The 26,087-nt window shown below is 57.9% G+C and carries 23 protein-coding genes and 1 riboswitch; of the genes, 12 read left to right on the top strand and 11 right to left on the bottom strand.

Annotated features, from left to right (window positions below):
* Positions 1–34: 34 nt before the first annotated feature.
* The 7 genes from Q9R34_RS08575 (at position 35) to mglC (ending at position 8,296) form a co-directional block, all read left to right on the top strand.
* On the top strand, positions 35–1,165 hold the full coding sequence (locus tag Q9R34_RS08575; RefSeq protein WP_485893116.1) for a YbfB/YjiJ family MFS transporter: 1,131 nt from the start codon (positions 35–37) through the stop codon (positions 1,163–1,165).
* 122 nt (positions 1,166–1,287) lie between these two features.
* A complete protein-coding gene (folE, locus tag Q9R34_RS08570; RefSeq protein WP_434122838.1) occupies positions 1,288–1,953 on the top strand; it encodes a GTP cyclohydrolase I FolE in 666 nt (221 codons plus the stop codon).
* 67 nt (positions 1,954–2,020) lie between these two features.
* Entirely contained in the window at positions 2,021–3,181 is a 1,161-nt protein-coding gene (gene yeiB, locus Q9R34_RS08565) for a DUF418 domain-containing protein YeiB (protein ID WP_485893115.1), read from the top strand.
* 144 nt (positions 3,182–3,325) lie between these two features.
* On the top strand, positions 3,326–4,366 hold the full coding sequence (galS, locus tag Q9R34_RS08560; protein ID WP_485893114.1) for an HTH-type transcriptional regulator GalS: 1,041 nt from the start codon (positions 3,326–3,328) through the stop codon (positions 4,364–4,366).
* Between the two features lie 314 nt (positions 4,367–4,680).
* Entirely contained in the window at positions 4,681–5,676 is a 996-nt protein-coding gene (gene mglB / locus Q9R34_RS08555; protein ID WP_434122841.1) for a galactose/glucose ABC transporter substrate-binding protein MglB, read from the top strand.
* Positions 5,677–5,745: 69 nt separating this feature from the next.
* Positions 5,746–7,266 (top strand): galactose/methyl galactoside ABC transporter ATP-binding protein MglA, encoded by a 1,521-nt coding sequence (gene mglA, locus Q9R34_RS08550; protein WP_434122842.1) that lies wholly within the window; start codon positions 5,746–5,748, stop codon positions 7,264–7,266.
* 19 nt (positions 7,267–7,285) lie between these two features.
* Complete coding sequence (gene mglC / locus Q9R34_RS08545) at positions 7,286–8,296, top strand: galactose/methyl galactoside ABC transporter permease MglC (protein WP_434122843.1); 1,011 nt, start codon at positions 7,286–7,288, stop codon at positions 8,294–8,296.
* A gap of 309 nt (positions 8,297–8,605) precedes the next feature.
* Here mglC and sanA read toward each other — a convergent pair whose 3' ends face one another.
* The 6 genes from sanA to metG all read right to left on the bottom strand — a co-directional run bounded on the left by sanA (position 8,606) and on the right by metG (position 15,696).
* On the bottom strand, positions 8,606–9,325 hold the full coding sequence (gene sanA / locus Q9R34_RS08540) for an outer membrane permeability protein SanA (protein ID WP_485893113.1): 720 nt from the start codon (positions 9,323–9,325) through the stop codon (positions 8,606–8,608).
* Between the two features lie 135 nt (positions 9,326–9,460).
* Positions 9,461–11,158: an NAD-dependent malic enzyme gene (locus Q9R34_RS08535; protein ID WP_434122846.1), complete on the bottom strand. Its 1,698-nt coding sequence runs from the start codon at positions 11,156–11,158 to the stop codon at positions 9,461–9,463.
* A gap of 155 nt (positions 11,159–11,313) precedes the next feature.
* Positions 11,314–12,204 (bottom strand): cytidine deaminase, encoded by an 891-nt coding sequence (gene cdd / locus Q9R34_RS08530; RefSeq protein ID WP_485893112.1) that lies wholly within the window; start codon positions 12,202–12,204, stop codon positions 11,314–11,316.
* Positions 12,205–12,323: 119 nt separating this feature from the next.
* Positions 12,324–13,016, bottom strand: a complete 693-nt coding sequence (locus tag Q9R34_RS08525) for a CidB/LrgB family autolysis modulator (protein ID WP_434122848.1) — start codon at positions 13,014–13,016, stop codon at positions 12,324–12,326.
* Entirely contained in the window at positions 13,009–13,398 is a 390-nt protein-coding gene (locus Q9R34_RS08520) for a CidA/LrgA family protein (protein ID WP_434122850.1), read from the bottom strand. The genes Q9R34_RS08525 and Q9R34_RS08520 overlap by 8 nt, the downstream gene beginning before the upstream one ends.
* Positions 13,399–13,665: 267 nt before the next feature.
* Positions 13,666–15,696 (bottom strand): methionine--tRNA ligase, encoded by a 2,031-nt coding sequence (gene metG, locus Q9R34_RS08515; RefSeq protein ID WP_485893111.1) that lies wholly within the window; start codon positions 15,694–15,696, stop codon positions 13,666–13,668.
* 163 nt (positions 15,697–15,859) lie between these two features.
* Here metG and apbC point away from each other — a divergent pair, with 163 nt between their 5' ends.
* Positions 15,860–16,972: an iron-sulfur cluster carrier protein ApbC gene (apbC, locus tag Q9R34_RS08510; RefSeq protein WP_485893110.1), complete on the top strand. Its 1,113-nt coding sequence runs from the start codon at positions 15,860–15,862 to the stop codon at positions 16,970–16,972.
* Between the two features lie 21 nt (positions 16,973–16,993).
* On the opposite strand, the gene Q9R34_RS08505 is transcribed toward apbC, so the two are convergent.
* Positions 16,994–17,422 carry a GNAT family N-acetyltransferase gene (locus tag Q9R34_RS08505; RefSeq protein WP_485893109.1) on the bottom strand — a complete coding sequence of 143 codons (429 nt, stop codon included), beginning with the start codon at positions 17,420–17,422 and terminating at the stop codon, positions 16,994–16,996.
* 286 nt (positions 17,423–17,708) lie between these two features.
* On the opposite strand from Q9R34_RS08505, the gene ahpC reads away from it, so the two are divergent.
* Together ahpC and ahpF are read left to right on the top strand one after the other, a co-directional pair.
* Positions 17,709–18,272, top strand: coding sequence for an alkyl hydroperoxide reductase subunit C (gene ahpC / locus Q9R34_RS08500; protein ID WP_033750273.1), 564 nt, complete (start codon positions 17,709–17,711; stop codon positions 18,270–18,272).
* 71 nt (positions 18,273–18,343) lie between these two features.
* The gene (ahpF, locus tag Q9R34_RS08495; RefSeq protein ID WP_485893108.1) at positions 18,344–19,912 is read left to right on the top strand and encodes an alkyl hydroperoxide reductase subunit F; all 1,569 of its coding nucleotides are present in this window, start codon (positions 18,344–18,346) and stop codon (positions 19,910–19,912) included.
* 53 nt (positions 19,913–19,965) lie between these two features.
* Here the strand turns inward: ahpF and Q9R34_RS08490 are convergent, their stop codons facing one another.
* The 3 genes from Q9R34_RS08490 to Q9R34_RS08480 form a co-directional block, all read right to left on the bottom strand.
* Positions 19,966–20,925, bottom strand: a complete 960-nt coding sequence (locus Q9R34_RS08490) for an AEC family transporter (protein ID WP_485893107.1) — start codon at positions 20,923–20,925, stop codon at positions 19,966–19,968.
* Between the two features lie 76 nt (positions 20,926–21,001).
* Complete coding sequence (locus tag Q9R34_RS08485; RefSeq protein ID WP_485893106.1) at positions 21,002–21,199, bottom strand: hypothetical protein; 198 nt, start codon at positions 21,197–21,199, stop codon at positions 21,002–21,004.
* A gap of 812 nt (positions 21,200–22,011) precedes the next feature.
* Positions 22,012–23,409 carry a PAAR domain-containing protein gene (locus Q9R34_RS08480; RefSeq protein WP_485893105.1) on the bottom strand — a complete coding sequence of 466 codons (1,398 nt, stop codon included), beginning with the start codon at positions 23,407–23,409 and terminating at the stop codon, positions 22,012–22,014.
* Positions 23,410–23,541: 132 nt separating this feature from the next.
* A riboswitch (TPP riboswitch) is annotated at positions 23,542–23,638 on the top strand.
* A gap of 34 nt (positions 23,639–23,672) precedes the next feature.
* Between Q9R34_RS08480 and thiM the strand changes: the two genes are divergently transcribed.
* Positions 23,673–24,467 carry a hydroxyethylthiazole kinase gene (thiM, locus tag Q9R34_RS08475; RefSeq protein ID WP_485893133.1) on the top strand — a complete coding sequence of 265 codons (795 nt, stop codon included), beginning with the start codon at positions 23,673–23,675 and terminating at the stop codon, positions 24,465–24,467.
* Complete coding sequence (thiD, locus tag Q9R34_RS08470) at positions 24,464–25,264, top strand: bifunctional hydroxymethylpyrimidine kinase/phosphomethylpyrimidine kinase (protein WP_485893104.1); 801 nt, start codon at positions 24,464–24,466, stop codon at positions 25,262–25,264. The genes thiM and thiD overlap by 4 nt, the downstream gene beginning before the upstream one ends.
* 60 nt (positions 25,265–25,324) lie before the next feature.
* Here thiD and Q9R34_RS08465 read toward each other — a convergent pair whose 3' ends face one another.
* Positions 25,325–26,011, bottom strand: a complete 687-nt coding sequence (locus Q9R34_RS08465; protein WP_434122862.1) for a GntR family transcriptional regulator — start codon at positions 26,009–26,011, stop codon at positions 25,325–25,327.
* Positions 26,012–26,087: the final 76 nt, after the last annotated feature.

Below are 26,087 nucleotides of genomic sequence, written 5' to 3'. Positions count from 1 at the left end.
ATAAGCAAGCATAAAAATACCCGGGAGCAGGAATATGGCTTTTCGCGTGGCGCTCAGCGCCTTTCTGGCGCTGGTGGTGGTGATGGGCATCGGACGGTTCGCCTTTACGCCGCAGGTGCCGCTGATGATACACGACGGCCAGCTGACGCTGACCAGCGCCAGTCTGGTGGCGGCGCTCAACTATCTCGGCTATCTGTGCGGCTCTTTTGACGCGATGCGCGCGCGGCGGCGCGTCGAGCTGCGCCTGCAGCTGGGCGTCTGGGGCGCAGTCATCCTGACGCTGCTCTCCGCCTGCGTCAGCGGCCCCTGGCTGCACGGCGCGGTGCGTTTTTTAATCGGCTGGGCGAGCGGCGTGGCGCTGGTGCTGGTCGCCGCCTGGAGCAGCGAGCAGCTGCATCACTACGGTCGGCCCAGCCTGTCGGCGGCGGTGTTCGCAGGGCCGGGCGCGGGCATTTTCATCAGCGGCCTGCTGGCGGTGCAGCTGCATACGTCGCAGGCGTCCGCCTCGCTGGCGTGGGCTGCCTACGGCCTGCTGGCGCTGCTGATTATCGCCGCTATCGCGCGCAATTTGCCGCGCCGCGTCGGCGAGCTGCATCGTCCCGATCAGGCGCCGGATCCGCTGGTGCTGACCGTTGACCTGCGGCGGCTGGTGCTGAGCTACAGCCTGGCGGGCTTCGGCTATATCCTGCCCGCCACCTTTCTGTCGCAGATGGCGGCGGCGCGCTTTCCCGACGGCGCTTTCGCCCAGTTCGTCTGGCCGATCTTCGGCGGCGCGGCGATAGTCGGCATCGCGCTAGGGATCCTGACGCGCGGCCTCGCCAGTAATAACCGGCGGCTCGCTTTCGTGCTCTGGGCGCAGGCGCTGGGCGTGGTGGCGGCGGCGGCGCTGCCCGGCTTTAGCGGCCTGCTGCTCGGCGCGCTGCTGGTGGGCGGCGGCTTCCTTTGCGTGGTGCAGCTGGCGCTGGCCTATGCGCGCGAGCTGGCGCCGCAGCACACGCGCTATATGGCGGGGCTGCTGACCACCGGCTACGCCGTCGGGCAGCTGGTGGGGCCGGTGCTGTCGTCGCTCTCGACCGCGCTGCTGCATCGGCTGGAGCCGGCGCTGTGGATTGCCGGACTGGGACTGGCGGCCGCCGGACTGCTGGTATGGCGACGATCGTCGTGAAACGCTTTCATCGCCGATTGGATTGATTACTGGATTACCCCAGCGGAAAGCTTCACAATACGCGCTCAGAATTGAATCCGCCGGTCTCCCCGGCGGGCGTTACACCTGCGGAGATGAGTACGATGAGCACCCTTAGTCAGGAAGCAATCCTGGTTCACGAAGCGCTGCTGGCGCGAGGCCTGGAAACGCCGTTACGCGCGCCGACGCGTGAAATGGATGATGAAACCCGTAAGCGCCTGATCGCCGGCCACATGACCGAGGTTATGCAGCTGCTGAATCTGGATCTCGAGGATGACAGCCTGATGGAGACGCCACATCGCATCGCCAAAATGTATGTGGATGAGATTTTCTCCGGTCTGGATTACGCAAACTTCCCCAAAATCACCGTCATCGAAAACAAGATGAAAGTGGATGAGATGGTGACGGTGCGCGATATCACCCTGACCAGCACCTGCGAGCATCACTTCGTGATTATCGACGGCAAAGCGACCGTGGCCTATATTCCGAAAGAGAAGGTGATCGGCCTGTCGAAGATCAACCGCATCGTGCAGTTCTTCGCCCAGCGCCCGCAGGTGCAGGAGCGTCTGACTCAGCAGGTGCTGGTGGCGCTGCAGACGCTGCTCGGCACCAACAACGTTGCGGTCTCTATCGATGCGGTGCACTACTGCGTGAAAGCGCGCGGGGTGAAAGACGCCACCAGCGCCACCACCACCACCTCGCTGGGCGGCCTGTTTAAGTCGAGCCAGAATACCCGTCAGGAGTTCCTGCGCGCGGTGCGTCATATTTAACGGACACCGGCAGCCTTAGCCGCCGTCTGCTCTCAGGCGGCGGTGCTTCACGCTAACAGGGATCGCTATGCAACGTTATCATGTGCTGGATTTCATTCGCGGCTGCGCCATCCTCGGCATTTTGTTGCTCAACATTGTTGGCTTCGCCTTACCTTCTGCCGCCTATCTTAATCCCGCCTGGCGCGGCGATTCCGCCACCGATGAGATCTGGACCTGGGCGGTGCTTGACCTGCTGGCACAGCTGAAATTCCTGACCTTATTCGCGCTGCTGTTTGGCGCGGGCCTGCAGCTTCAGCTGCCGCGCGGCGGCCGCTGGCTCTCGGCGCGCCTGACGCTGCTGGCGCTTATCGGCCTGTTTCACGCCGTGGCGATGTGGGAAGGGGATATCCTGCTCGATTACGCCATTATCGGTCTTATCGTCTGGCGTATGCTGCGCGACGTCCCCTCGACGCGCAGCCTGTTTCATACCGGCGCGCTGCTCTACCTGGTGGGCTGCGGCGTGCTGCTGATCTTCGGCTCTATCTCCGATCCCGAACCGAGCCGCTCGTGGCTGCCCGGCGCGGCTGACCTGGAGTATGAACGCTTCTGGAAGCTGGCCGGCGGCTGGGAAGCGGTGCAGAACCGCCTCGACCATCTCTCCTCCAGCCTGATGGCGCTGGCGGCGCAGTATGGCTGGCAGCTGGCCGGGCTGATGATGATGGGCGCCGCGCTGCTGCGCTGCGGCTGGCTGACCGGGGAGTTTAGCCTGCGCCACTACCGGCGCTGCGCCGCGCTTCTGCTGGCCGTTGGCTATGTCATCGCCCTGTCTGGGGTGGCGTCGCAGTGGATGCTGCACTGGTCGTTTCGCTGGAGCGGCTTCTACCTGCAGGTGCCGCGCGATCTCGCCAGCCCTTTTATCAGTCTTGGCTACGCCGCGCTGATCCTCGGCTACTGGCCGCAGCTGGCGCGCTGGCGCCTCACGTCGGCGATTCAGTGCGTCGGGCGCATGGCGCTGAGCAACTATCTGCTGCAAACGCTGATCTGCACCACGCTCTTCTACCGCTTCGATCTCTTTATGCGTTTCGATCGCCTGCAGCTGCTGGCGTTTGTGCCGGCTGTCTGGCTGGTCAATATTCTCTTCTCAACGATCTGGCTGCGCTTTTTTCCTCAGGGCCCGCTTGAATGGCTATGGCGTCGCCTGACGCAGCTGGCGGCGGGCAAAACGCCGCATCGCTCCTCATTCAGATAATGATGTTCATCACAAAGGTTACATAATTGTATGTAACCGTTTTCATGAGTGTGACGTGATTCACGCTGCTGCCTCGCCGCGCCTGCCAGAATAGCGCCGGATGACTTCCTGGCGTAATGCCTTTTTCCTCTGTGGAACAGCTGCATGATAACGATTCGTGATGTTGCCCGTCTGGCTGGCGTGTCGGTGGCGACCGTCTCGCGCGTGCTGAATAACAGCAGCGCCGTTACCGCGGAGACGCGCGACGCGGTGCTGCAGGCGGTGGATTCACTGGGCTACCGGCCCAACGCCAACGCGCAGGCGCTGGCAACGCAGATCAGCGACACCATCGGCGTCGTGGTGATGGACGTCTCCGATCCCTTCTTCGGCGCGCTGGTGAAAGCGGTGGATACCGTGGCGCAGCGCCTGCACAAACATGTGCTGATCAGTAACTCCTGGCATCAGGAAGATAAAGAGCGCCATGCGATTGAGGTGCTGATCCGTCAGCGCTGCAATGCGCTGGTGGTACACGCGAAAACGCTTTCAGACGAGGAGCTCGCCTCGTTTATGCAGCAGGTGCCAGGCATGGTGATGGTCAACCGCATCGTGCCAGGCTTTGCTCATCGCTGCGTCAGTCTGGATAACGTGGCAGGCGCGCTGATGGCGACCCGCATGCTGCAGCAGCAGGGACACGGCCGCATCGGCTACCTCTGCTCCAGCCACGACATTGAAGATGTGCAGCAGCGGCGCGAGGGCTGGGAGCAGGCGCTGGCGGAGCAGGGGATTCGGCCGCAGGAGAGCTGGATCGCCAGCGCCGAGCCCGATATGCAGGGCGGCGAGGCGGCGATGGTGGAGCTGCTGGGGCGCAACGTGCACCTCAGCGCGATTTTCGCCTATAACGACGGCATGGCGGCTGGCGCACTTACCGCGCTAAAAGATAACGGTATTCAGGTGCCACAGCATTTCTCTGTCATCGGCTTCGATGATATCCCGATGTCGCGTTACACCGATCCGCAACTGACTACGGTGCGCTATCCCATTGTTTCTATGGCCAAACTTGCCACCGAGCTGGCGCTGAGCGGCGTGGCGGGCCAGCTGGACGTCAGCGCGCAGCACGTCTTTATGCCGACGCTGGTGCGTCGTCACTCTGTGGCACAGCGGCAAAATGTGGAGTCGGTCACTAATTCAGGCGATAGCGCCATGTAACCGTTTTCAATCTGTGATTGTATTCACAGTTAATTAACATGCCGCTCACTATGATGGCAGCGTCTTACCGGACTGAAACATTATGTAACGCCGCACTAACCGCAGCAGGCGTGGTTTCAGCAACCCGTTGAAAAGGTTCATCACATCTTGAGGATGCGTTGTCGCACATGGAAGTCAGGTTTCTGGACGGCGATTCAGCGGGGCAGCGCGATTTCACTCGCCTCTTTGCCACTCGCCGAATCTTATTTTACCGAAAGCTCCTGCGCGCCTGACGCGTCTGAGCCAGTACTACCCTGCATAAAACCGGAGATACCATGAATAAGAAGGTTTTCACGCTCACAGCTTTGGTTGCCAGCATGATGTTCGGCGCAACGGCACACGCAGCGGACACGCGTATCGGCGTGACCATCTATAAGTATGACGACAACTTTATGTCGATGGTTCGTAAGGACATCGAGAAAGAGGCTAAAAACCTTGGCGGCGTACAGCTGCTGATGAATGACTCGCAGAACGACCAGTCCAAACAGAACGACCAGATCGACGTGCTGATGGCAAAAGGCGTGAAGGCGCTGGCGATTAACCTGGTGGATCCGGCCGCGGCGGCCGTGGTGATTGACAAGGCGCGCAGTAATGACGTGCCGGTGGTGTTCTTCAACAAAGAGCCGAACGCGAAAGTGCTGGCCAGCTATGACAAAGCCTACTATGTCGGCACCGACTCCAAAGAGTCCGGCATTATTCAGGGCAAACTGATTGAGAAGCACTGGAAAGCCTCGCCGAACTGGGACCTGAACAAAGATGGTCAGATTCAGTTCGTGCTGCTGAAAGGCGAGCCGGGCCATCCGGATGCTGAAGCGCGCACCAAATACGTTATCGATACCCTGAATCAGGACGGCATCAAGACCCAGCAGCTGGCGATGGATACCGCGATGTGGGATACCGCTCAGGCGAAAGATAAAATGGATGCGTGGCTCTCCGGTCCGAACGCCAACAAAATCGAAGTGGTGATCGCCAACAACGACGCCATGGCGATGGGCGCGGTTGAAGCGCTGAAAGCGCATAACAAGACCTCGATTCCGGTGTTCGGCGTCGATGCGCTGCCGGAAGCGCTGGCGCTGGTGAAGTCGGGCGCGATGGCGGGTACCGTGCTGAACGATGCGGAGAACCAGGCGAAAGCGACGCTGGATATGGCGAAAAACCTGGCGGACGGCAAGGCCGCGACCGAAGGCACCAGCTATAAGATCGCCGATAAAATCGTCCGCGTGCCTTACGTGGCGGTGGACAAAGAGAACCTGTCTCAGTTCCAGAAGTAATCCTGTCCGGGCGCGGCTAAGCCGCGCCCTGTTTTCACGTGACCAACGCTTTTTTTAGCCAGGTAAATTATGGCCAGTGATAATCCGACCGCGCAGCGTGAATATCTGCTGGAAATGACGAACGTCTCTAAATCATTTCCAGGGGTTAAAGCCTTAGATAATGTAAATTTAAAAGTGCGGCCTCACTCCGTTCATGCATTGATGGGTGAAAACGGCGCCGGTAAATCGACATTATTGAAATGCCTGTTTGGTATTTATAAAAAAGATACGGGGAGCATCCTGTTTCAGGGTGAGGAAATTGATTTTAAAAGTTCAAAAGAGGCGCTGGAAAATGGCGTTTCAATGGTGCATCAGGAACTGAACCTGGTTTTACAGCGCACCGTTATGGACAATATGTGGCTGGGTCGCTATCCGCAAAAAGGGCCGTTTGTCGATCAGGACAAAATGTATCGCGATACCAAAGCGATCTTCGACGAGCTAGATATCGATATCGATCCACGCGACAAAGTGGCGACGCTCTCGGTTTCGCAGATGCAGATGATCGAAATCGCTAAGGCGTTCTCCTATGACGCCAAAATCGTCATCATGGACGAGCCAACCTCTTCGCTGACCGAAAAAGAGGTGAACCATCTGTTCACCATTATTCGCAAGCTGAAAGATCGCGGCTGCGGCATTGTTTATATCTCCCACAAGATGGAAGAGATTTTCCAGCTGTGCGACGAGATCACTATCCTGCGCGACGGTCAGTGGATCGCCACCCAGCCGCTGGAAGGGCTGGATATGGATAAGATCATCTCCATGATGGTCGGCCGCTCCCTGAACCAGCGCTTTCCTGACAAAACCAACGTGCCGGGCGAAACCATTCTTGAGGTGCGCCACTTAACGTCGCTGCGTCAGCCGTCGATCCGCGACGTTTCGTTCGATTTGCGCAAAGGGGAGATTCTGGGCATCGCCGGGCTGGTGGGCGCCAAGCGTACTGATATCGTCGAAACCCTGTTCGGGATCCGCGAGAAGGTGAGCGGCACCATTAAACTGCACGGCAAGGCGATTAATAACCACAGCGCCAACGAAGCCATTAACCACGGTTTCGCCCTGGTGACGGAAGAGCGCCGCTCGACCGGTATTTATGCCTTTCTCGATATCGGGTTTAACTCGCTAATCTCCAATATCAAGAAGTATAAAAACAATATCGGGCTGCTCGATAATAAGCGGATGAAAAGCGATACCCAGTGGGTGATCGACGCCATGCGCGTAAAAACGCCGGGCCACCATACGCAAATTGGATCGCTTTCGGGCGGCAACCAGCAGAAGGTGATTATCGGCCGCTGGCTACTGACCCAGCCTGAAATATTGATGCTTGACGAACCGACGCGCGGCATTGACGTCGGCGCGAAGTTCGAAATTTACCAGCTGATTGCCGAGCTGGCGAAGAAAGAGAAGGGCATCATTATTATCTCTTCCGAAATGCCGGAGCTGTTGGGCATTACCGATCGTATTCTGGTGATGAGCAACGGTCAGGTAGCGGGCATTGTAGATACCAAGACAACCACGCAGAACGAAATATTGCGTTTAGCGTCATTACACCTTTAATGAAGCAAGGGCTGTTAACATGAAAGCGACTACTAAAAAGAATGCGCTAACCTGGCTGAAAGAGGGCGGCATTTATGTCGTTCTGCTGGTTCTGCTGGCGATTATTATTTTCCAGGATCCGACCTTTTTAAGCCTGATGAACCTGAGTAATATTCTGACCCAGTCCTCGGTGCGTATTATTATCGCGCTCGGCGTGGCGGGACTGATCGTTACGCAGGGCACCGACCTGTCGGCCGGTCGTCAGGTGGGGCTGGCGGCGGTGGTGGCGGCGACGCTGCTGCAGTCGATGGATAACGCCAACAAGGTGTTTCCGACGCTGGATACCGTGCCGATTCCGGTAGTGATTCTGGTTGTGTGCGTGATCGGCGGCGTTATCGGTCTGGTGAATGGCCTGATCATCGCCTACCTCAAGGTGACGCCGTTTATTACCACGCTCGGCACCATGATTATCGTCTACGGCATCAACTCGCTCTATTACGATTTTGTTGGCGCGTCGCCGATTGCGGGCTTTGACAGCGGCTTCTCGAAGTTTGCTCAGGGCTTCCTGCGCTTTGGCGACTTCAAGCTCTCTTACATTACCTTCTACGCAATTGCCGCCATCATTTTCATCTGGATCCTCTGGAACAAGACCCGCTTCGGCAAGAATATTTTTGCTATCGGCGGCAACCCGGAAGCGGCGAAGGTCTCTGGCGTGAACGTCAACCTTAACCTGATTCTGATCTATGCGCTGTCCGGCGTGTTTTACGCCTTCGGCGGCATGCTGGAAGCGGGCCGTATCGGCAGCGCCACCAACAACCTCGGCTTTATGTATGAGCTGGACGCCATTGCGGCGTGCGTGGTGGGCGGCGTTTCCTTTGCTGGCGGCGTGGGTACGGTAGCAGGCGTAGTGACCGGCGTGCTGATCTTTACCGTGATCAACTACGGTCTGACCTATATCGGCGTTAACCCTTACTGGCAGTACATTATCAAGGGCGGCATTATTATCTTCGCCGTGGCGCTGGATTCGCTGAAGTATTCGCGTAAGAAGTAAGAGCAAAATATGTTGAAAAAGAGCGACCTTCGAGTCGCTCTTTTTGTTTGCGGGTGCCCCTTGTGTGTGTCAGAAGCGGCGCGGGCGACAGGGGCTGTTTCGCAAAGTCGCTCAAGGCATCCCTGCTCGCTCGGCCCGCGCGGACACGCACCTCCTCCCTGAGGTGCGCCCGTACCGGGCCAACGCGGGGCGTTGTTCAAAAACGCTCCCGGCGTTTTTGTCCCTGGCGCGGGACGCTTTGCTCCACAGCCCCTGTCGCCCGCCTGGCAGGCTTTTGAGCCGCCTGAATGAAACGGCACGGAGCTCTTTCTATTTCCGCGTTTTCTGCTCGCTTTCCAGCAGCTGCTCCGGCGTTACCGCCGGATAGCTCTGCGCATCTTCCGGCACCTCATACACCGCCGGGATCGGCACCAGCGGGCCGAGGAAGCGCGGCTCGCGCTTCATCACGTAGAGATCGGCCAGCGCGCCGAGGCGCGCGCCCACCTCGCGGAAGCGGACGCTGAGCATATTCTTCGGTGACGGCACCGCGTAGCACTGCGCCTGAATCCCCATATGCAGGGCGATAAACAGCGCGCGCTCGCAGTGGAAGCGCTGGGTGATAATAATAAAGTCGTTGGTGTCGAACACCTTGCGCGTGCGCACGATAGAGTCGAGCGTACGGAAACCGGCATAGTCCAGCACGATATCCTGCGGATCGACGCCAGCTTTGATCAGATCGCGACGCATGGTCATAGGCTCGTTATAGCTGCTCATGGCGTTATCGCCGCTCAGCAGCAGATAGTTAACCTTGCCGCTGTTATAGGCGTTCAGCGCGCCCTGAATGCGATAGAGGTAATACTGGTTGTAGACGCCGGTGCGGTAATACTTGGCGGTGCCCAGCACCACGCCAACCTGACGGTGCGGCAGCGAGGCGACATCTTCATAAATATAGGGCGCGGTTTTCCAGCTGATCCAGCGATCCAGGCCGAGCGCGGTCGCCACCATCAGTAAGATGATGAATAAGAGACCAATAAAAACGCGTTTCAACATACGCGCAAGCGCTCGAGATCGGGAAAAATGGGTGCATCAAGGCTACTTGAGGAGCGGTTACGAAGCAAGGCAACGCCGGTTGGCTGATGGATTTTTGCGCGGCAGCCGGGCCTGAAATGGCCCGGCGACCGGTTGTCAGATTGAGGTACGACGATAGTGACGATACTGCGGCAGCCAGAAATTGTTAGCGACCGCCTGCGACAGCACATCTTCCGACGTCACCACCGCGACGCCCGCCAGCTGCGCCGCTTTGCCCACTTCCATGGCGATGAGTTTCGACACGCCCTGAATATCTTTGATCTCCGGCAGCACCGGACCTTCGCCCTCATTCACCAGCGGCGAACAGTCGGCCAGCGCGCGGCTTGCCGTCATCAGCATCGAGTCGGTGACGCGCGTCGCGCCTGAGGCGATGACGCCCAGCCCAATGCCCGGGAAAATATAGGAGTTGTTGCACTGGGCGATTGGATAGGTTTTGCCTTTCCAGCTTACCGGCGAGAAGGGGCTGCCGGTTGCGACCAGCGCCGCGCCGTCGGTCCACGCGATAATATCCGCTGGCGTCGCCTCGACGCGCGATGTCGGGTTCGACAGCGGCATTACGATAGGACGCGCGCAGTGCTTATGCATCTCGCGGATAATCTCTTCGGTAAACAGGCCCGGCTGGCCGGAGACGCCGATCAGAATATCGGGACGGGCGTTGCGCACCACGTCCAGCAGCGAGATAGAATCGCTGGCGGTGTCCCAGGCTTTCAGGTTCTCGCTCTTCTGCACCAGCTTGCTCTGGAAATCGAGCAGGTTCGGCAGCTTGTCGGTCAGCAGGCCGAAACGATCGACCATTAGCACGCGGCCGCGCGCCTCTTCGTCGCTCAGGCCTTCCGATTTCATCTGCGCGATAATTTGCTCGGCGATGCCGCATCCGGCGGAGCCTGCACCGAGGAACACCACTTTCTGCTCGCACAGGCGGCTGCCTGCGGCGCGGCTGGCGGCGATCAGCGTGCCGACGGTCACGGCGGCGGTGCCCTGAATATCGTCGTTGAAGCAGCAGATCTCGTCGCGATAGCGCTGCAGCAGCGGCATGGCGTTTTTCTGCGCAAAGTCTTCAAACTGCAGCAGCACGTTCGGCCAGCGGCGTTTAACCGCCTGGATAAAGTCGTTAACAAAGGCGTCGTACTCTTCGCCGGTGATGCGCGGATGACGCCAGCCCATATAGAGCGGATCGTTAAGCAGCTGCTGATTGTTGGTGCCGGCGTCCAGCACGACCGGCAGCGTATAGGCTGGCGAAATGCCGCCGCAGGCGGTATAGAGCGACAGCTTGCCGATAGGAATGCCCATGCCGCCGATGCCCAAATCGCCGAGGCCGAGAATACGCTCGCCGTCGGTGACCACAATCACCTTTACGTTCTGCTTGGTCGCGTTCTGCAGCATGTCTTCGATGCGATCGCGATTCGGATAGGAGATAAAGACGCCGCGCGCGCGGCGGTAGATCTCGGAGAAGTGTTCGCAGGCCGCGCCGACGGTTGGGGTATAGATAATCGGCATCATCTCTTCGAGATGGTTGTCGAGCAGGCGATAGAAGAGGGTTTCGTTGGTGTCCTGAATGTTGCGCAGGTAGACGTGCTTATCGTTATTGTTTTTAAAGTCCTGAAACTGACGCCAGGCGCGCTCTGCCTGCTCTTCAATGCTCTCAACCGCTTCAGGCAGCAGGCCGTTGAGGTTAAATTCGTTGCGCTCTTCCAGTGAGAAGGCGCTGCCTTTATTCAGCAGGGGAAATTCCAGCAGGATCGGGCCAGCGTAGGGGATGTACAGCGGACGCTTACTTTCGTACTCATGTTCCATGAAGGGATGCTCCGGTTGCGGTGTTGTCTGGCAAAGCTCAGACGCCAGTCATTCTTTTTGTGTGTTGCTGGCGCACGATCCTATGAAATTTCTCGCCGATGTACAGCTTTTGTAAATAAAAGATAGCGCCAGTGTTGGAAAGCGTGTGCTGTGCCTCAGCCTCGGTGCAGCGTGACGCAGCTCAGCTGTTTACATCCCAGCGCGGCCAGGGTCGCCTGCGTCGCGGCGAACTGATTCAGCGTGGCGTTTTCCACTTCGGCCAGCGTGGCGGCCTCAATATTTTCGCAGGCTTCACCCTGCATATTCAGCAGGATCAGCGCCGCCTGGAGCGGCGGCAGGCTCGGATTGAAGGCGGCGTTCTCGGCGTAGCGCCCGGTAACCGTCGCGCCGCTCGCGGTGCGCAGCGCAATGCCGCTGTGCGAGCCGCTGTATGGCGCATGGCTCTGGCTGGCGGCGGCGATGGCCGCCTGCGCGAGCGCATCGCCTTCCGCCTGATAGCCGTGATCGACCTTATCCAGCAGCAGGGTAGTGATGTTCAAATCGCGCGGGCCGAAGGCGTCTGGCAGGTAGTCCGCCAGGGTGCTGACGCCGCGACCGGGCAGGCTAATGCGCAGATCGGTGCCGCTGTTGAGTTCGTTCATAAACTGGCGACAGTGGCCGCACGGCGTGTAGTTAACCGTGACCGCCTCCAGGCGAGGCTCGCCGCGTAGCCAGGCGTGCGCAATCGCGCTCTGTTCGGCGTGGACCGTTTGCTGCATCGCCACGCCTGCAAACTCCATATTCGCGCCGAAGTACCAGCAACCGCTGACGCCGCGCGCTACGGCGCCGACGTTGAAGCGTGAGACCGGCGCCACCGCGCAAGCTGCCGCCAGCGGCAGCAGCGCCAGAGCAAGGGCGTCGGCATCCAGCCGGGTCTGCTGCATCAGCGATGCGACCTGCTCCGGCGTCAGCGCCGCCTGAAACTGCGCGTCGTCAAGAATCGGGCGCAGCGCGCTTTGCAGATCGGCGGGCAGCGCGTCGAAGGCGGAGGTGAAACGTGGATGCATGATAGCCTCGTTAATATCAGGCGGCCCATTGCCGCCAGAGGGGTTATATGTGATCTGTATCGCTCTGACAATGCAACAGATTTGCATCGTTTCAACTTTGCGAGATCTATCGCAAAGTTTTACCCAAACGCGTGCAGCAGCAGCGGAAAAATAAAGGGTGCCAGCAGCGAGGTGATGATGCCGCACAGCACCAGCGCCAGCGAGCTGAACGCGCCTTCCTGGTAATCCACCTCCGCCGCGCGCGCCGTGCCGAGCGCGTGTGATGCATTGCCGATTGCCAGTCCGCGCGCCGCGCGAGTTTTTATCCCCAGCAGGTTCAGCACCATATGGCCGAAGACCGCGCCGAGCACGCCGGCGATCAGCACGCAAATAGCGCTGATCGCGGGGATGCCGTGCAGCGAGGCGGAGACCGCCATTGCAATGGGCGTAGTGACCGATTTAGGCAGAATGGTCGCGGCGATTTCCGGCGTCGCGCCCATCCACAGCGCGATAGCGGTGCCGGAGACCATCGCGGTCAGGCTGCCGATAAAGCAGACGCCGATCAGCGATTTCCAGCGCGCACGGATTTGATGCATCTGCTCGTAGAGCGGCAGCGCCAGCGCGACCACCGCGGGCTGCAGCAGCTGATTGAGGATCTGGCTGCCGGCGAAATAGCGCGCGTAGGGGATCTGCAGCACCAGCAGCAGCGGGATAATGATCGCCATCGCGACCAGCAGCGGATTGAGCAGCGAGATTTTCAGCTTCGCCGCCAGGCGACGCGCCAGCATAAAAACCCCGACGCTGAGCGGCAGCGACCACCAGATGTCATTCACTGGGCTTCTCCTGCACGCTGCGCGTATGAATTTTATGGGCGCTCCAGCCGACTATCGTCAACACCAGAAAAGTGCTGACCACGATAGAGACCACGACTGGACCGAACTGCGCGCTGAGAACGTCGGTGTAGTTCATCACCCCAACGCTGATGGGCACAAACAGCAGCGCCATATAGCGGATCAGCAGGTGGCAGCCGGGTTTTACCCACTCCACCGGAAGGATTTGCGTCGCCAGCAGGGCGAACAGCGTCAGCATGCCGAGGATACTGCCGGGAATGGTGACAGGCAGCAGCAAAGAGAGGGCGTTGCCCGCATAGAGGCAGAGATAGATGATGACGAAGGCGCGCACGTAGCGCCAGCACAGAGACAGCACGGTGGGCATAGCAGGCTCCTGTTTTTACTGCACAACATCATACGCGACATGGGATAAAAAAGGGCGACATTGCTGTCGCCCTGATGACCGCAGAGAAGCTTGCGAGCGGGTGGCATGGACCGAAGAGCAAAGCGTCCTGCGCCAGGGATGGCGCAGGCCGAGCTGGCAGGCATGCCGTCTTTTGCGTCTTTGCGATCGGGCCATGCCACCCGCGATGGGCACATTGCCCTGGCCTTAAAGACGACAAATTCGGCGCTCTTCTTTCAGCCTGACTCCTTACTTAACCGGCATGCCCGGCTGCGCGCCGCTGTCGACGGAGAGCACAAACAGATCTTTGCCGCCCGGACCCGCTGACAGCACCATGCCTTCCGACACGCCGAAACGCATCTTACGCGGCGCGAGGTTGGCGACAATAATCGTCATTTTACCGATTAGCACCGATGGATCTGGATAGGCCGCGCGGATGCCGGAGAAGATCTGGCGCTTCTCGCCGCCCAGATCGAGCTGCAGACGCAGCAGCTTATCAGAACCTTCCACCAGCTCGGCGTGTTCGATCAGCGCTACGCGCATATCGACTTTGGCGAAATCGTCAATGGTAATGGTATCGCCAATCGGCGCATCCGCCAGCGGGCCGGTTGCCGGCTGGCTGGCCGCGGCGGCATCTTCTTTCGACGCTTCAATCAGCGCGTTAACTTTCGTCATTTCGATACGTCCATAGAGCGCTTTGAATGGCGCCACCTGGTGATTAAGCAGCGGCTGCGCAATGGCATCCCAGCGCAGTTCGCTGTTAAGGAACGCTTCGGCGCGCTCGCTCAGGCTCGGCAGCACCGGTTTCAGCCAGGTCATCAGCACGCGGAACAGATTGATGCCCATCGAGCAGATCGCCTGCAGGTCGGCGTCGCGGCCCTCTTCCTTCGCCACCACCCACGGCGCCTGCTCGTCCACATAGCGGTTAGCCAGATCGGCCAGCGCCATGATTTCACGAATGGCGCGGCTGTACTCGCGGCTCGCCCAGGCTTCGCCAATCTTCTCTGAGGCGTCGACAAAGGTCTGGTAGAGCGCGGAATCCGCCAGTTCGGCTGAAAGCTGACCGTTAAAGCGCTTGGTCAGGAAGCCAGCGTTACGCGACGCCAGATTCACCACCTTGTTGACGATATCGGCGTTGACGCGCTGCACGAAGTCTTCCAGATTCAGGTCGATGTCATCGATGCGTGAAGAGAGCTTGGCGGCGTAGTAGTAGCGCAGGCTGTCCGCGTCCAGATGTTGCAGCCAGGTGCTCGCCTTAATAAAGGTGCCGCGCGACTTAGACATTTTGGCGCCGTTTACCGTCACATAGCCGTGCACGAACAGATTGTTAGGCTTGCGGAACTGGCTACCTTCCAGCATCGCCGGCCAGAACAGGCTGTGGAAGTAGACGATATCCTTGCCGATAAAGTGATAGAGCTCGGTGGTGGAATCTTTCTTCCAGAACTCGTCAAAATCGATATCGCCGCGCTTGTCGCACAGGTTCTTGAACGCGCCCATATAGCCGATCGGCGCGTCCAGCCAGACGTAAAAATATTTGCCCGGCGCATCAGGGATCTCAAAGCCGAAGTAGGGCGCATCGCGGGAGATATCCCACTGCTGCAGCCCGGATTCGAACCACTCCTGCATCTTGTTCGCTACCTGCTCCTGCAGTGCGCCGGAGCGCGTCCAGGCCTGCAGCATGGCGCTAAACGACGGCAGATCGAAGAAGAAGTGCTCGGAGTCGCGCATCTCTGGCGTTGCGCCGGAAACCACCGACTTCGGCTCGATCAGCTCGGTGGGGCTGTAGGTCGCGCCGCACACTTCGCAGTTGTCGCCGTACTGATCCGGCGATTTGCATTTCGGGCAGGTGCCCTTCACAAAACGATCCGGCAGGAACATCCCTTTTTCCGGATCGTAGAGCTGAGAGATGGTGCGGTTCTTAATAAAACCGTTCTCTTTCAGGCGGGTATAGATCAGCTCCGACAGCACGCGGTTTTCGTCGCTGTGCGTCGAGTGGTAGTTGTCGTAGCTGATGTTGAAGCCAGCGAAATCGACCTGATGTTCCTGACTCATTTCGGCAATCATCTGCTCCGGCGAGATGCCCAACTGCTGTGCTTTCAGCATGATCGGCGTACCGTGCGCGTCGTCGGCGCAGATGAAATAGACCTGATTGCCACGCATTCGCTGGTAACGCACCCAAATATCTGCCTGGATATGCTCGAGCATGTGGCCGAGATGGATCGATCCGTTCGCGTACGGCAGGGCGCACGTTACCATTATTTTTTTAGCGACTTGAGTCATAGTTTGCGTAGCTTTCTGTTGATTGAAAAAACGGGCTTAGATGGTAACTCATGCCCTGGCGGGCGTAAACACAAGGGCGGTCTGGCGTTGACCGCCTCGACATCTGATATCATTGTTGTGTTACCGCTGAACCCAGCGTCAGAAAAAATAACAAGGAGTGGGGATGACAGCACAATCCCGGACATCACATTCACCTGAAGCCTTACGCGCCATGGTTATGGGCGTGTTAAGCGGCTTCCGGCATCCGACCCTCGATCGCAACCTCACCGCACTGAAAGCGCTGCATCATGTGGCACTGCTGGACGGCAAGCTGCATATCGAACTCTGCATGCCCTTCACCTGGGCGAGCGCGTTTGAAGAGCTGAAGGGGCAGGCCAGCGCCGAGCTGCTGCGCCTGACCGGCGCCCAGGCGATCGACTGGCGGCTGCGCCACGATATCGCCACCCTGAAGCGCGTCAAAGGCCAGCCCGGCGTAAACGGCGTGAAAAACATTATTGCCGTCAGCTCCGGCAAGGGCGGCGTCGGCAAGTCGAGCACCGCCGTCAATATGGCGCTGGCGCTGGCGGCGGAAGGGGCGCGCGTCGGCATTCTCGACGCGGATATTTACGGTCCGTCGGTGCCCAATATGCTGGGTACCGAGCATGAGCGTCCCACCTCGCCGGACGGCACTCATATGGCGCCGATTATGGCGCACGGCCTCGCCACCAACTCCATCGGCTATCTGGTGACCGATGATAATGCGATGGTGTGGCGCGGACCGATGGCGAGCAAGGCGCTGATGCAGCTGCTTAATGAGACGCTGTGGCCGGATCTCGACTATCTGGTGCTCGATATGCCGCCCGGCACCGGCGACATCCAGCTGACGCTGGCGCAGAGCGTGCCGGTAACCGGCGCGATTGTCGTCACCACGCCGCAGGATATCGCGCTGATCGATGCGCGCAAAGGCATGGTGATGTTCGAGAAGGTCAATGTGCCGGTGCTCGGCGTGGTGGAGAATATGAGCCTGCATATCTGCAGCCATTGCGGCTTCCACGAGCCGATCTTCGGCACCGGCGGCGCGGAAAAGCTGGTGGCGGACTATCAGACGCAGCTGCTGGCGCAGCTGCCGCTGCATATCAACCTGCGCGAAGATCTGGATGATGGCGAACCGACGGTGATCCGCCGACCCGACAGTGAATTTACCGCGCTCTACCGCCAGCTGGCGGGCCGCGTCGCCTCGCGCCTCTACTGGCAGGGCGAAGTGATCCCCGGCGACATCGCTTTCCGCGCGCTTTAACCGCGCGCCGCTGGCGTCTACTCAGGACGCCAGCGGAAAGTGCATCAGCAGATATTTTCCCTGCTCGCTCTCACCCTGCGCGATGATCTTCCAGCCGTGCTTTAAATAGAACGCCTGCGCTGCGTTGTTCATCAACAAACATTTCAGCGCGCCGGTGCTGGTAAAATTCGTCTGCACTCTCTCCAGCAGCGCGGCACCGACGCCGCGGCCCTGATAAGCGGGATCGACGTAGAGGCTGTGAAGGAAGTTGTCATTTTCCAGCACGCCGGCAAAACCGACGCGATGTCCTTCAAGCTCGGCCACCCAGACGGTTTCGCCCAGAATCACGCTGTCGAAATCTTCCAGCTGCCAGTGGCTGTCGTCGAGCCAGCGCCAGTTATGGCGACGCGCGGCAAGAAACAGCGTGCGCAGGAACGGACGATCGGCTTCGGTATAAGAACGTATCTGCACGGTAAACTCCCTTAACGGCAATCAGAGTGCTGGCCTGTCCGCAAGCGGGGGAGAGGGCGCTGGCTCGTCATTAATAAGCGTCTCTACAAAATTAGCAGTTCTGCGAAGAAAAGATAAACCGCGTTAAATCAAGGTGCTTTGCGTGTAGAATGCCGGGGCGGCGTCAATAGCGGTGCGGCTTGCCGCGTTTGATAGCTTTCGTTTATCTGATTGATAACGACTGCGTATTAGAAGTTGGCCCGAAAATTTTGTAACGTACATCACATCTTTTAGCGGAGGACTTCAGATGTCTATCATTAATACCAAAATCAAACCGTTCAAAAACGCTGCGTTTAAAAACGGCGAATTCATCGACGTAACTGAGAAAGACGTTGAAGGTAAATGGAGTGTATTCTTCTTTTATCCGGCTGACTTCACCTTCGTTTGCCCGACCGAACTGGGTGACGTGGCTGACCACTACGAAGAATTCCAGAAACTGGGCGTAGATATCTACTCTGTTTCTACCGACACCCACTTTACCCACAAAGCCTGGCACGGTTCTTCTGAAACCATCGCGAAAATCCAGTACGCCATGATCGGCGACCCGACTGGCGCGCTGACCCGCAACTTCGAAATCATGCGCGAAGCCGAAGGTCTGGCTGACCGCGGTACTTTCATCGTTGACCCGGAAGGCATCATCCAGGCGATCGAAATCACTGCTGAAGGTATCGGCCGCGACGCGTCTGACCTGCTGCGTAAAGTGAAAGCTGCTCAGTATGTCGCTTCTCACCCAGGCGAAGTTTGCCCGGCTAAATGGAAAGAAGGCGACGCAACCCTGGCTCCGTCTCTGGACCTGGTTGGCAAAATCTAATTTCCACACCGGCTTTTCGATCTTCTCTATCGGGTGCTGCGGCACCCGATTTCTTCTGACAGGAACTCACTATGCTCGACACAAATTTAAAAACCCAGCTCAAGGCCTACCTTGAGAAATTAACCAAGCCTGTTGAGTTGATCGCCACCCTGGACGATGGCGCCAAATCAGCGGAAATCCGCGATTTGCTGGCGGATATCGCAAGCCTGTCTGAAAAAGTCAGCTTCCGCGAAGAGAACGATCGTCCGGTGCGTAAACCCTCTTTTCTGATCACCAACCCTGGCTCGCACAGCGGCCCGCGCTTTGCCGGTTCGCCGATGGGTCACGAATTTACCTCTCTGGTGCTGGCGCTGCTGCAGACCGGCGGCCATCCGTCGAAAGAGACGCAGAGCCTGCTTGACCAGGTGGCGTCGCTGGATAGCGACCTGCATTTCGAAACGTACTACTCGCTGTCATGCCACAACTGCCCTGACGTCGTGCAGGCGCTGAACCTGATGGCGATTATCAACCCGCGCGTCTCGCACACGGCGATTGACGGCGGCATGTTCCAGAATGAAATTACCGAGCGCAACGTGATGGGCGTGCCGGCGGTCTACCTGAACGGCAAAGAGTTCGGTCAGGGCCGCATGAGCCTCGCTGAGATCGTCGGCAAGGTCGACACCAACGCCGACAAGCGCGCGGCGGAAGAGCTGAACAAGCGCGATGCCTATGAAGTGCTGATCGTCGGCAGCGGCCCGGCAGGCGCGGCGGCGGCGATCTACTCGGCGCGTAAAGGCATCCGTACCGGCCTGATGGGCGAGCGTTTCGGCGGCCAGGTGCTCGACACCGTAGACATTGAAAACTACATCTCCGTGCAGAAAACCGAAGGCGCTAAGCTGGCCGGCTCGCTGCGCGCCCACGTTGACGACTACGACGTCGACGTGATCGATACCCAGAGCGCTATCAAGCTGATCCCAGCGGCGAAAGAGGGCGGCCTGCACGCCATTGAAACCGCTTCTGGCGCCGTGCTGAAATCACGCAGCATCATCATCGCCACCGGCGCGCGCTGGCGCAACATGGGCGTGCTTGGCGAAGATCAATATCGCACCAAAGGCGTCACCTACTGTCCGCACTGCGACGGCCCGCTGTTTAAAGGCAAACGCGTCGCGGTTATCGGCGGCGGCAACTCCGGCGTTGAAGCGGCTATCGACCTGGCGGGCATCGTCGAGCACGTGACACTGCTGGAGTTCGCCGGCGAAATGCGCGCCGATCAGGTGCTGCAGAACAAGCTGCGCAGCCTGAAAAACGTTGACGTGATCCTGAACGCGCAGACCACGGAAGTGAAAGGCGACGGCAGCAAAGTTACTGGCCTGGCCTATATCGATCGCAACAACCAGACGGCGCACGACATCGCGCTGAGCGGTATCTTCGTGCAGATCGGTCTGCTGCCGAACACCACCTGGCTGGAAGGCGCGGTAGAGCGCAATAAAATGGGCGAGATCCTGATTGATGCGAAATGCGAAACCAGCCTGAAAGGCGTATTCGCGGCGGGCGACTGCACCACGGTGCCGTACAAGCAGATCATCATCGCCAGCGGCGAAGGCGCGAAAGCCTCCCTGAGCGCTTTCGACTACCTGATCCGCACCAAACCGGCTGAATAACCTTTTGCGATAGCCACGCAACGGCCCCGGGACCTCTGTCTCGGGGCTTTTTTTTAATAGCCCGCCCACGACATCAGCATCATCCACACCGGCGTCGTCACCGCCGCGAATAGCGTAGAAAACAGCATGCTTGCCGCCGCCGGGCCGGTCAGCACGTTGAACTTCTGCGACATCAGATAGACGTTGACGCCGACCGCCATCGAGCCGAGCAGCACCACAACCCGACTCTCCAGCGGCGGCAGATGCACCAGCCAGGCGATCGCCCAGATGGTCATCGGCTGTAAAATCAGCTTAAGCAAACAGATGGTATAGCTTTCGCGTAGCCCGTCGCGCACGCGATAGTGCGCCAGGCTCATGCCGAGCGTTACCAGCGAGAGCGGCGCGGCGATAGCGCCGAGCATGCGCAGCGGCTCGGCGGCAATGGCCGGCAGCGGCTGCTTTAAAAAGCTCCAGGCGGTGCCGCTGAGGATGCCGATAATTAGCGGATTCTTCGCCACGCTGAGCAGGGTATGGCCGATGCCCTTCAGCGAGAAGCTGCCCTGCTTCGCCCACTCCACCGAGAGCGTCAGCAGTGTCCAGAGGATCAGGCTGTTGAACACCAGCACCAGCGCCACCGACGGCAGCGCCTGCGGGCCGAGCAGCACCGTTGCCACCGGAATGCCGAGCATCACATTGTTGGAGAAGATGCCGCCGAGCGCGAAAACCGTGCCCGCGACGCCGTCGAGCTTGAACAGCCGCGCCCCCAGCAGGCGGCCAAGGATAAAAATTAGCAAGCAGCTGCCGAAAAAGGCCAGCAGCAGCCGCACATCCACCGGCGGGCTTTTGTAGAAGTCGCTCATTACGCGGAACAGCATGCAGGGCAGGGCGACGTTAAAGACAAAGCGGTTCATGCCTTCGCTGATAGTGAGCGGCCATTTGCCGATGCGCGTCAGGGCATAGCCAAGAAAAATTAAAATAAATAGCGGAGCGGAAAGGTAAATCTGATGGGTAAGGGTATCAAGCAAGCCAGGCATAGCGCGTCTGTTATCGGCATCAGGTAACATCAGCCTAACATGATGTTGCGAAAAGCGTCACCTGGCAGCGCATTCTCTAGCCCAGCCAGCGTCGCGCCTGCGCGTCGCTGATATCGCGATAGTAGACGCGATGTAGCGTCTGGTCGCAGCTTCTGCAGCGGGCAGTAATATGAGTAGAAAAATAGCTTCTGCCATTCGGGGCAACGGCATTAGCACGAGTAATTACAACATCCTGCCAGTGGTGCCAGTGCGGGATAAGCGAAAGCAGTTTCATCGGGTTCCTCTAAAACGGATAGCCAGGATTAAACAGCATGGTTTGCGGGCCCGGAGCATTAGGCTTGTTTTTCAGCGGTGGCTGGTTGATCGAGATCATGTAGAACCGTGCTAACTGGTAATACCTCTTAAGAGGTAGGTGTATTGCTTTCGTTTGCCGCCTCTCCTATGCTGCTGGCGTAACGTTCGACTCGGGATGTGCTTCTGCGTGAAGGCTAAGAAACTTGATTTGAATAATGCCAGCGTAGGGGCCAGGATTTCGCCTGCTTACATCTCCTGATTGCCGAAGGAAAACTGGATAAATAGAAAATGCTACGCAGAAGCCATTCTTATGCATCTCAAAATCTACATTTCGTGATCTAAAGGCGAGTAATCTAATCGCTTTCGGATATACGTACAAGGAAAGCCGCATAAGCGGCTTTATAAACAAAGCTTATATAGAGAGGAGAAAAGATATTATAGTAAATAAAAATAAAAAAATCATTAATAAAAATAGAACAAACTTAACTTTTAGCCATGATACTTTTTCATTAGATAAGCCTTTGATGAAATCATAATGGTCAGAATCCATATTTCTGACTGGAAAACTCCCCTTTTTAAATACGAAAGGCAAGATGAAATAGAAATCTTTCTGAAAGGTTAAGAATATCCCACCTGCTTGTGCAAGAATTATTACTGCTGGTACATAACCGAATCGTTCTCTAAAAGTATCGCACAACAAAAGATGTTGTTTGTTTTTTAGAACAGAATACCCAACTGCGATAAATCCGAAGACTATACACAATAGTGTTGAGGTTGCAGATAGTATGCCCACTATTCACCTACCGTTTTATAGATAAGCTCACCAAGAATTTCACCTTGATCTGACAGGAATTCCCCTCCTACATAACCTGAACCAGTACCAAGAATTACACCACAAGCTAATGCACCAGCCCCAGAGGCTTCTATTGTCAAAGCACCTAATACTACAGTGCATATACCTGTGCCTATTGCTCCGCCTCCGATGCTTCCAATTATGCCACCAGAAAAGCTACCAATCTCTGTGTACCTTTTGTTTCTACACTCAGCCTCGCGACCAACAGTACAAGCCTCATTTATTTCATTGATTAAATGAATCGCGCTAAACCCTATTCCAATATAGCCAGTATAACGCATGGCTTTAACATATTTAGCAGCACGCTCAATATGTGTCGCATACCCCTCAATATCACCGATCCCGGTTTCGTTCCATTTGTGGGTAATAGAACTGCTGGACAGGCCGAGCGCATTTTTTATCTTAGTGTATTGGCCCAGTTTCATTGCCTTATTCAGGAAACCAACCTTTAGCACAGTTTCCAGCTCTTTAAATAGTTGCGCACGCCTCACATAGAATTGATCACCAAGTAGCGCGCCATGGGTTAAATAAGTGTTTTTGTATGTTTCCTGAATCTCTTTGAGAATTTTTTCAATGCTATCAAAGTACTTTCCTGCTGGTTCGGCTGATAGTCCAATTCCTTTATCTGCAATGTTGGAGAAGTTTGCAATAGTGGCGTAATGCTGGTGAAGAAAGTTGGCCTCCTTATGCGTCAGCGGTTCCAGCGCCGCATCAATGCGTTCTTTCGCGGCCTGCATATGCGCTATCTGTTGACTGTCCTGATTCTTCGGATCAACCACCAGCATAATGGAACCGGCTTTATATTTTTTATCTTCCCCGTTCAGCGTAGCGAAAAGATTTTTAGCTCCGACTGGCACCTGTCCGGTGAACAGCAGGCGCTGCCACGCTGCTGTTGTGCCTCCATGCGGGAGTACGGCAAAGCCAGCATCTACGCCTGTTTTTTTCTTTGCAGCCTGAGCATGTTGTTCGGGTTTTTGTTCTGATTTAGACAGGAGCATTGTCGATAAAGATGCTGAATTCATCATTGATGCATTTTTGGGTGGCAGGCTCTCTTCTCTGGAATAAACAGGAAAAGCATTAGAGGGCAGAAATTTAGCTTTACAGGGACAGGAGCTAAAGCTATCTAGCGAACCGGCAACACGCTTGTTATCGGGACCAGTAGTATAAAAGGATATTCCGCCAATAATTTTATATGTTTTGCCATCCTTACCACAGGTAACAGGATCACCTTCTCTGGCCTGCGGCTTACCGAACGCAATACAGAGGGCAGTAGCTGCGATTATCCTGCCTCCACAGGTTGTTTCATCCCCCTTACAAAGCACAACGCCTTTTACCATAAATCCCTCCATTGATTATGGGTTTAATGCGTTGTTCATTTTACGAACAATCATGCAAAACGCAATACTTCAGCGGTGAGCTTGAATCTGTAAGCCACTTCCCCTAATCTGCCAGCGAGTAACACATTTTGTACTTATGACTCGGGGTGCCCTTCTTTGTGAAGGCTGAGAAAGACCCGTATTACCTGATCTGGATAATGCCAGCGTAGGGAAGTCAGATGCCTGACCGCATTCGCCTTCTTGTTCGCCGGTTGGGAGTTATGATGATCCGCCAACCTCAACGCTTTTCCGACGCGCACTTCGCGCCCGTTCTCGCCCGCTTCGTTCAGCGCCAGCCGCTGGTGCACTGCATGACCAACGACGTAGTGCAGAATATGACCGCTAACGTCCTGCTGGCGCTCAACGCTTCCCCCGCCATAGTGATCGATCCCGATGAGGCCGCGCAGTTTGCCGCCATAGCCGACGCCTTACTGATCAATGTCGGCACGCTGACGCGCGATCGCCGCGACGCCATGCTGGCAGCGGTACAGGCCGCCAACGCAGCGCAGACGCCCTGGGTATTCGATCCAGTGGCGGTCGGCGCGCTGCGGTTGCGCACTGAGTTCTGCCAGCAGCTTCTGACCCTGCGGCCTGCCGCCATACGCGGCAACGCCTCTGAAATCCTCGCGCTGGCGCAGCAGGGCGCAGGCGGACGCGGCGTGGATACGCAGCACCAGTCGGAGGCGGCGCTTGAGGCGGCGCGCGCGCTGGCGCGGCAACATCAGACGCTGGTGGCGATCAGCGGCGAGGTCGATTACGTCACTGACGGCACCGAGACGCTAAGCGTGCCTGGCGGCAGCGCGCTGATGACGCGCGTGGTCGGCACCGGCTGCGCGCTCTCCGCCGTGGTGGCGGCCTTTTGCAGCCTGCCCGGCGACCGACTGAACAACGTCGCCAGCGCCTGCCGCGTCATGGCGCTGGCGGGCGAGCGCGCCGCCGCGCAGATCGCCGCGCCCGGCAGCTTCGCCGTGCTGTTTATCGACGCCCTGTGGCAGCTGGCACAGGAGGCGCGCGCATGAAGCGTATTAACGCTCTGACCATTGCCGGCACCGATCCCAGCGGCGGCGCCGGCATCCAGGCCGATCTCAAGGCTTTTTCGGCGCTCGGCGCCTACGGTACCAGCGTCATTACCGCGCTGGTGGCGCAAAACACCCGCGGCGTGCAGTCGGTCTATCGCATAGAACCTGAGTTTGTTGGCGCACAGCTAGATTCAGTTTTAAGCGACGTGCGCATCGACACGGCGAAAATCGGCATGCTTTCGGAAACCGCGATTGTGCAGATCGTGGCGGAAAAGCTGAAGCGAGCCGCTATCCCTTATGTGGTGCTGGATACGGTGATGGTGGCGAAAAGCGGCGATCCCTTGCTCTCGCCCGATGCCATCGCCAGCGTGCGCGAACTGCTGCTGCCGCAGGTATCGCTGATTACGCCCAATCTGCCGGAGGCGGCGGCGCTGCTGGAGTGCGCGCCGGCGCGCAGCGAAGAGGCGATGCTGGAGCAGGGGGAAGCGCTGCTGGCGCTTGGCTGTCAGGAGGTGCTGATGAAGGGCGGCCATCTCAGCGACAGCGAGAGCCCGGACTGGCTTATCACTCGTGACGGCGCGGAGCGCTTCACCGCGCCGCGTGTCAATACGCGCCATACTCACGGCACCGGTTGTTCACTCTCCGCCGCGCTGGCGGCGCTGCGTCCGCGCCATAGCAGCTGGGCAAACACGCTGCGCGAGGCGAAAGCCTGGCTGCAGCAGGCGCTGATGCAGGCCGATACGCTGGAAGTGGGCGAGGGAATTGGGCCGGTGCACCATTTTCATCGCTGGTGGTAAAGGTCACAGACAGAAAAGGCCAGCAGCGTGCTGGCCTTTTTATCAATGTGCAGGGCGGGGTTACAGCGATTCAAACCACTCGCTGTTGCGCTCGGCGATCGGCGTAATTGAGAAAATCATCTCCTGCAGATGGCGCCGCATCGCCGCTTCGGCCGCGTCGGCATCGTGGTTTTTCAGCGCGGACAGGATCTCTTCGTGCTGCTCAATCAGGCTGTCCGGCGGCGAGACCTCGCTCAGCGTCAGAAAGCGTACGCGGTCCATCGCCGCTTTGATATTCTCTACCGTCTCCCACGCCAGCAGGCAGTTGATGCTCTCGGCAATCAGGCGGTGAAACTCATCGTCGAGGCTGAGAAACGCCTGGCTGTCATGGCGAGCGGCGGCCATCTTCTGCAGCTGGAGGTTATGCTCCAGCGCCAACAGCGCCACCGGCTCAATCTCCAGCGCGGCACGGCGCACGACCGACACCTCTACCGCTTCGCGAATAAACCGGCCGTCCGCGACGCGGCGTGCGGAAATTTTACGCACGAAGGTGCCGCGCTGCGGCAACACCTGCACCAGACCCGCTTCTGCCAGCTTAATAAAGGCTTCGCGCACCGGCTGACGCGACACGTTGAACCGGGCCGACACTTCTTTTTCTGACAGCAGTGAACCCGGCTGAATAACGCAGGTCACGATATCCTTACGCAGATAACGATAAATCTGCTGGTTGACCGGTTCGCTGGTGGTGATGGTATAGGCGATAGACATGCGGCATATCCGTATTACGGCTGGCGGCAGCCAGCCCGTTGGGAAAGTGTCAGTCTAATCAGCGCGCTGCGACTGC

Source organism: Enterobacter sp. BRE11 (genome assembly GCF_031844285.1).
Classification (GTDB): Bacteria; Pseudomonadota; Gammaproteobacteria; order Enterobacterales; family Enterobacteriaceae; genus Pantoea.
This window is presented reverse-complemented; position numbering and strand designations above follow the sequence as displayed.

Bases quoted from the DNA above. Each gene is read 5' to 3' on its own strand.
- sanA (WP_485893113.1), bottom strand. From the start codon at position 9,325: ATGTTGAAACGCGTTTTTATTGGTCTCTTATTCATCATCTTACTGATG.
- galS (WP_485893114.1), top strand. From the start codon at position 3,326: ATGATAACGATTCGTGATGTTGCCCGTCTGGCTGGCGTGTCGGTGGCG.
- yeiB (WP_485893115.1), top strand. From the start codon at position 2,021: ATGCAACGTTATCATGTGCTGGATTTCATTCGCGGCTGCGCCATCCTC.
- metG (WP_485893111.1), bottom strand. From the start codon at position 15,696: ATGACTCAAGTCGCTAAAAAAATAATGGTAACGTGCGCCCTGCCGTAC.
- Q9R34_RS08465 (WP_434122862.1), bottom strand. From the start codon at position 26,011: ATGTCTATCGCCTATACCATCACCACCAGCGAACCGGTCAACCAGCAG.
- Q9R34_RS08535 (WP_434122846.1), bottom strand. From the start codon at position 11,158: ATGGAACATGAGTACGAAAGTAAGCGTCCGCTGTACATCCCCTACGCT.
- thiD (WP_485893104.1), top strand. From the start codon at position 24,464: ATGAAGCGTATTAACGCTCTGACCATTGCCGGCACCGATCCCAGCGGC.
- folE (WP_434122838.1), top strand. From the start codon at position 1,288: ATGAGCACCCTTAGTCAGGAAGCAATCCTGGTTCACGAAGCGCTGCTG.
- ahpF (WP_485893108.1), top strand. From the start codon at position 18,344: ATGCTCGACACAAATTTAAAAACCCAGCTCAAGGCCTACCTTGAGAAA.
- Q9R34_RS08490 (WP_485893107.1), bottom strand. From the start codon at position 20,925: ATGCCTGGCTTGCTTGATACCCTTACCCATCAGATTTACCTTTCCGCT.
- apbC (WP_485893110.1), top strand. From the start codon at position 15,860: ATGACAGCACAATCCCGGACATCACATTCACCTGAAGCCTTACGCGCC.
- mglB (WP_434122841.1), top strand. From the start codon at position 4,681: ATGAATAAGAAGGTTTTCACGCTCACAGCTTTGGTTGCCAGCATGATG.
- ahpC (WP_033750273.1), top strand. From the start codon at position 17,709: ATGTCTATCATTAATACCAAAATCAAACCGTTCAAAAACGCTGCGTTT.
- cdd (WP_485893112.1), bottom strand. From the start codon at position 12,204: ATGCATCCACGTTTCACCTCCGCCTTCGACGCGCTGCCCGCCGATCTG.
- Q9R34_RS08485 (WP_485893106.1), bottom strand. From the start codon at position 21,199: ATGAAACTGCTTTCGCTTATCCCGCACTGGCACCACTGGCAGGATGTT.
- mglC (WP_434122843.1), top strand. From the start codon at position 7,286: ATGAAAGCGACTACTAAAAAGAATGCGCTAACCTGGCTGAAAGAGGGC.
- mglA (WP_434122842.1), top strand. From the start codon at position 5,746: ATGGCCAGTGATAATCCGACCGCGCAGCGTGAATATCTGCTGGAAATG.
- Q9R34_RS08575 (WP_485893116.1), top strand. From the start codon at position 35: ATGGCTTTTCGCGTGGCGCTCAGCGCCTTTCTGGCGCTGGTGGTGGTG.
- Q9R34_RS08480 (WP_485893105.1), bottom strand. From the start codon at position 23,409: ATGGTAAAAGGCGTTGTGCTTTGTAAGGGGGATGAAACAACCTGTGGA.
- Q9R34_RS08520 (WP_434122850.1), bottom strand. From the start codon at position 13,398: ATGCCCACCGTGCTGTCTCTGTGCTGGCGCTACGTGCGCGCCTTCGTC.
- thiM (WP_485893133.1), top strand. From the start codon at position 23,673: ATGATCCGCCAACCTCAACGCTTTTCCGACGCGCACTTCGCGCCCGTT.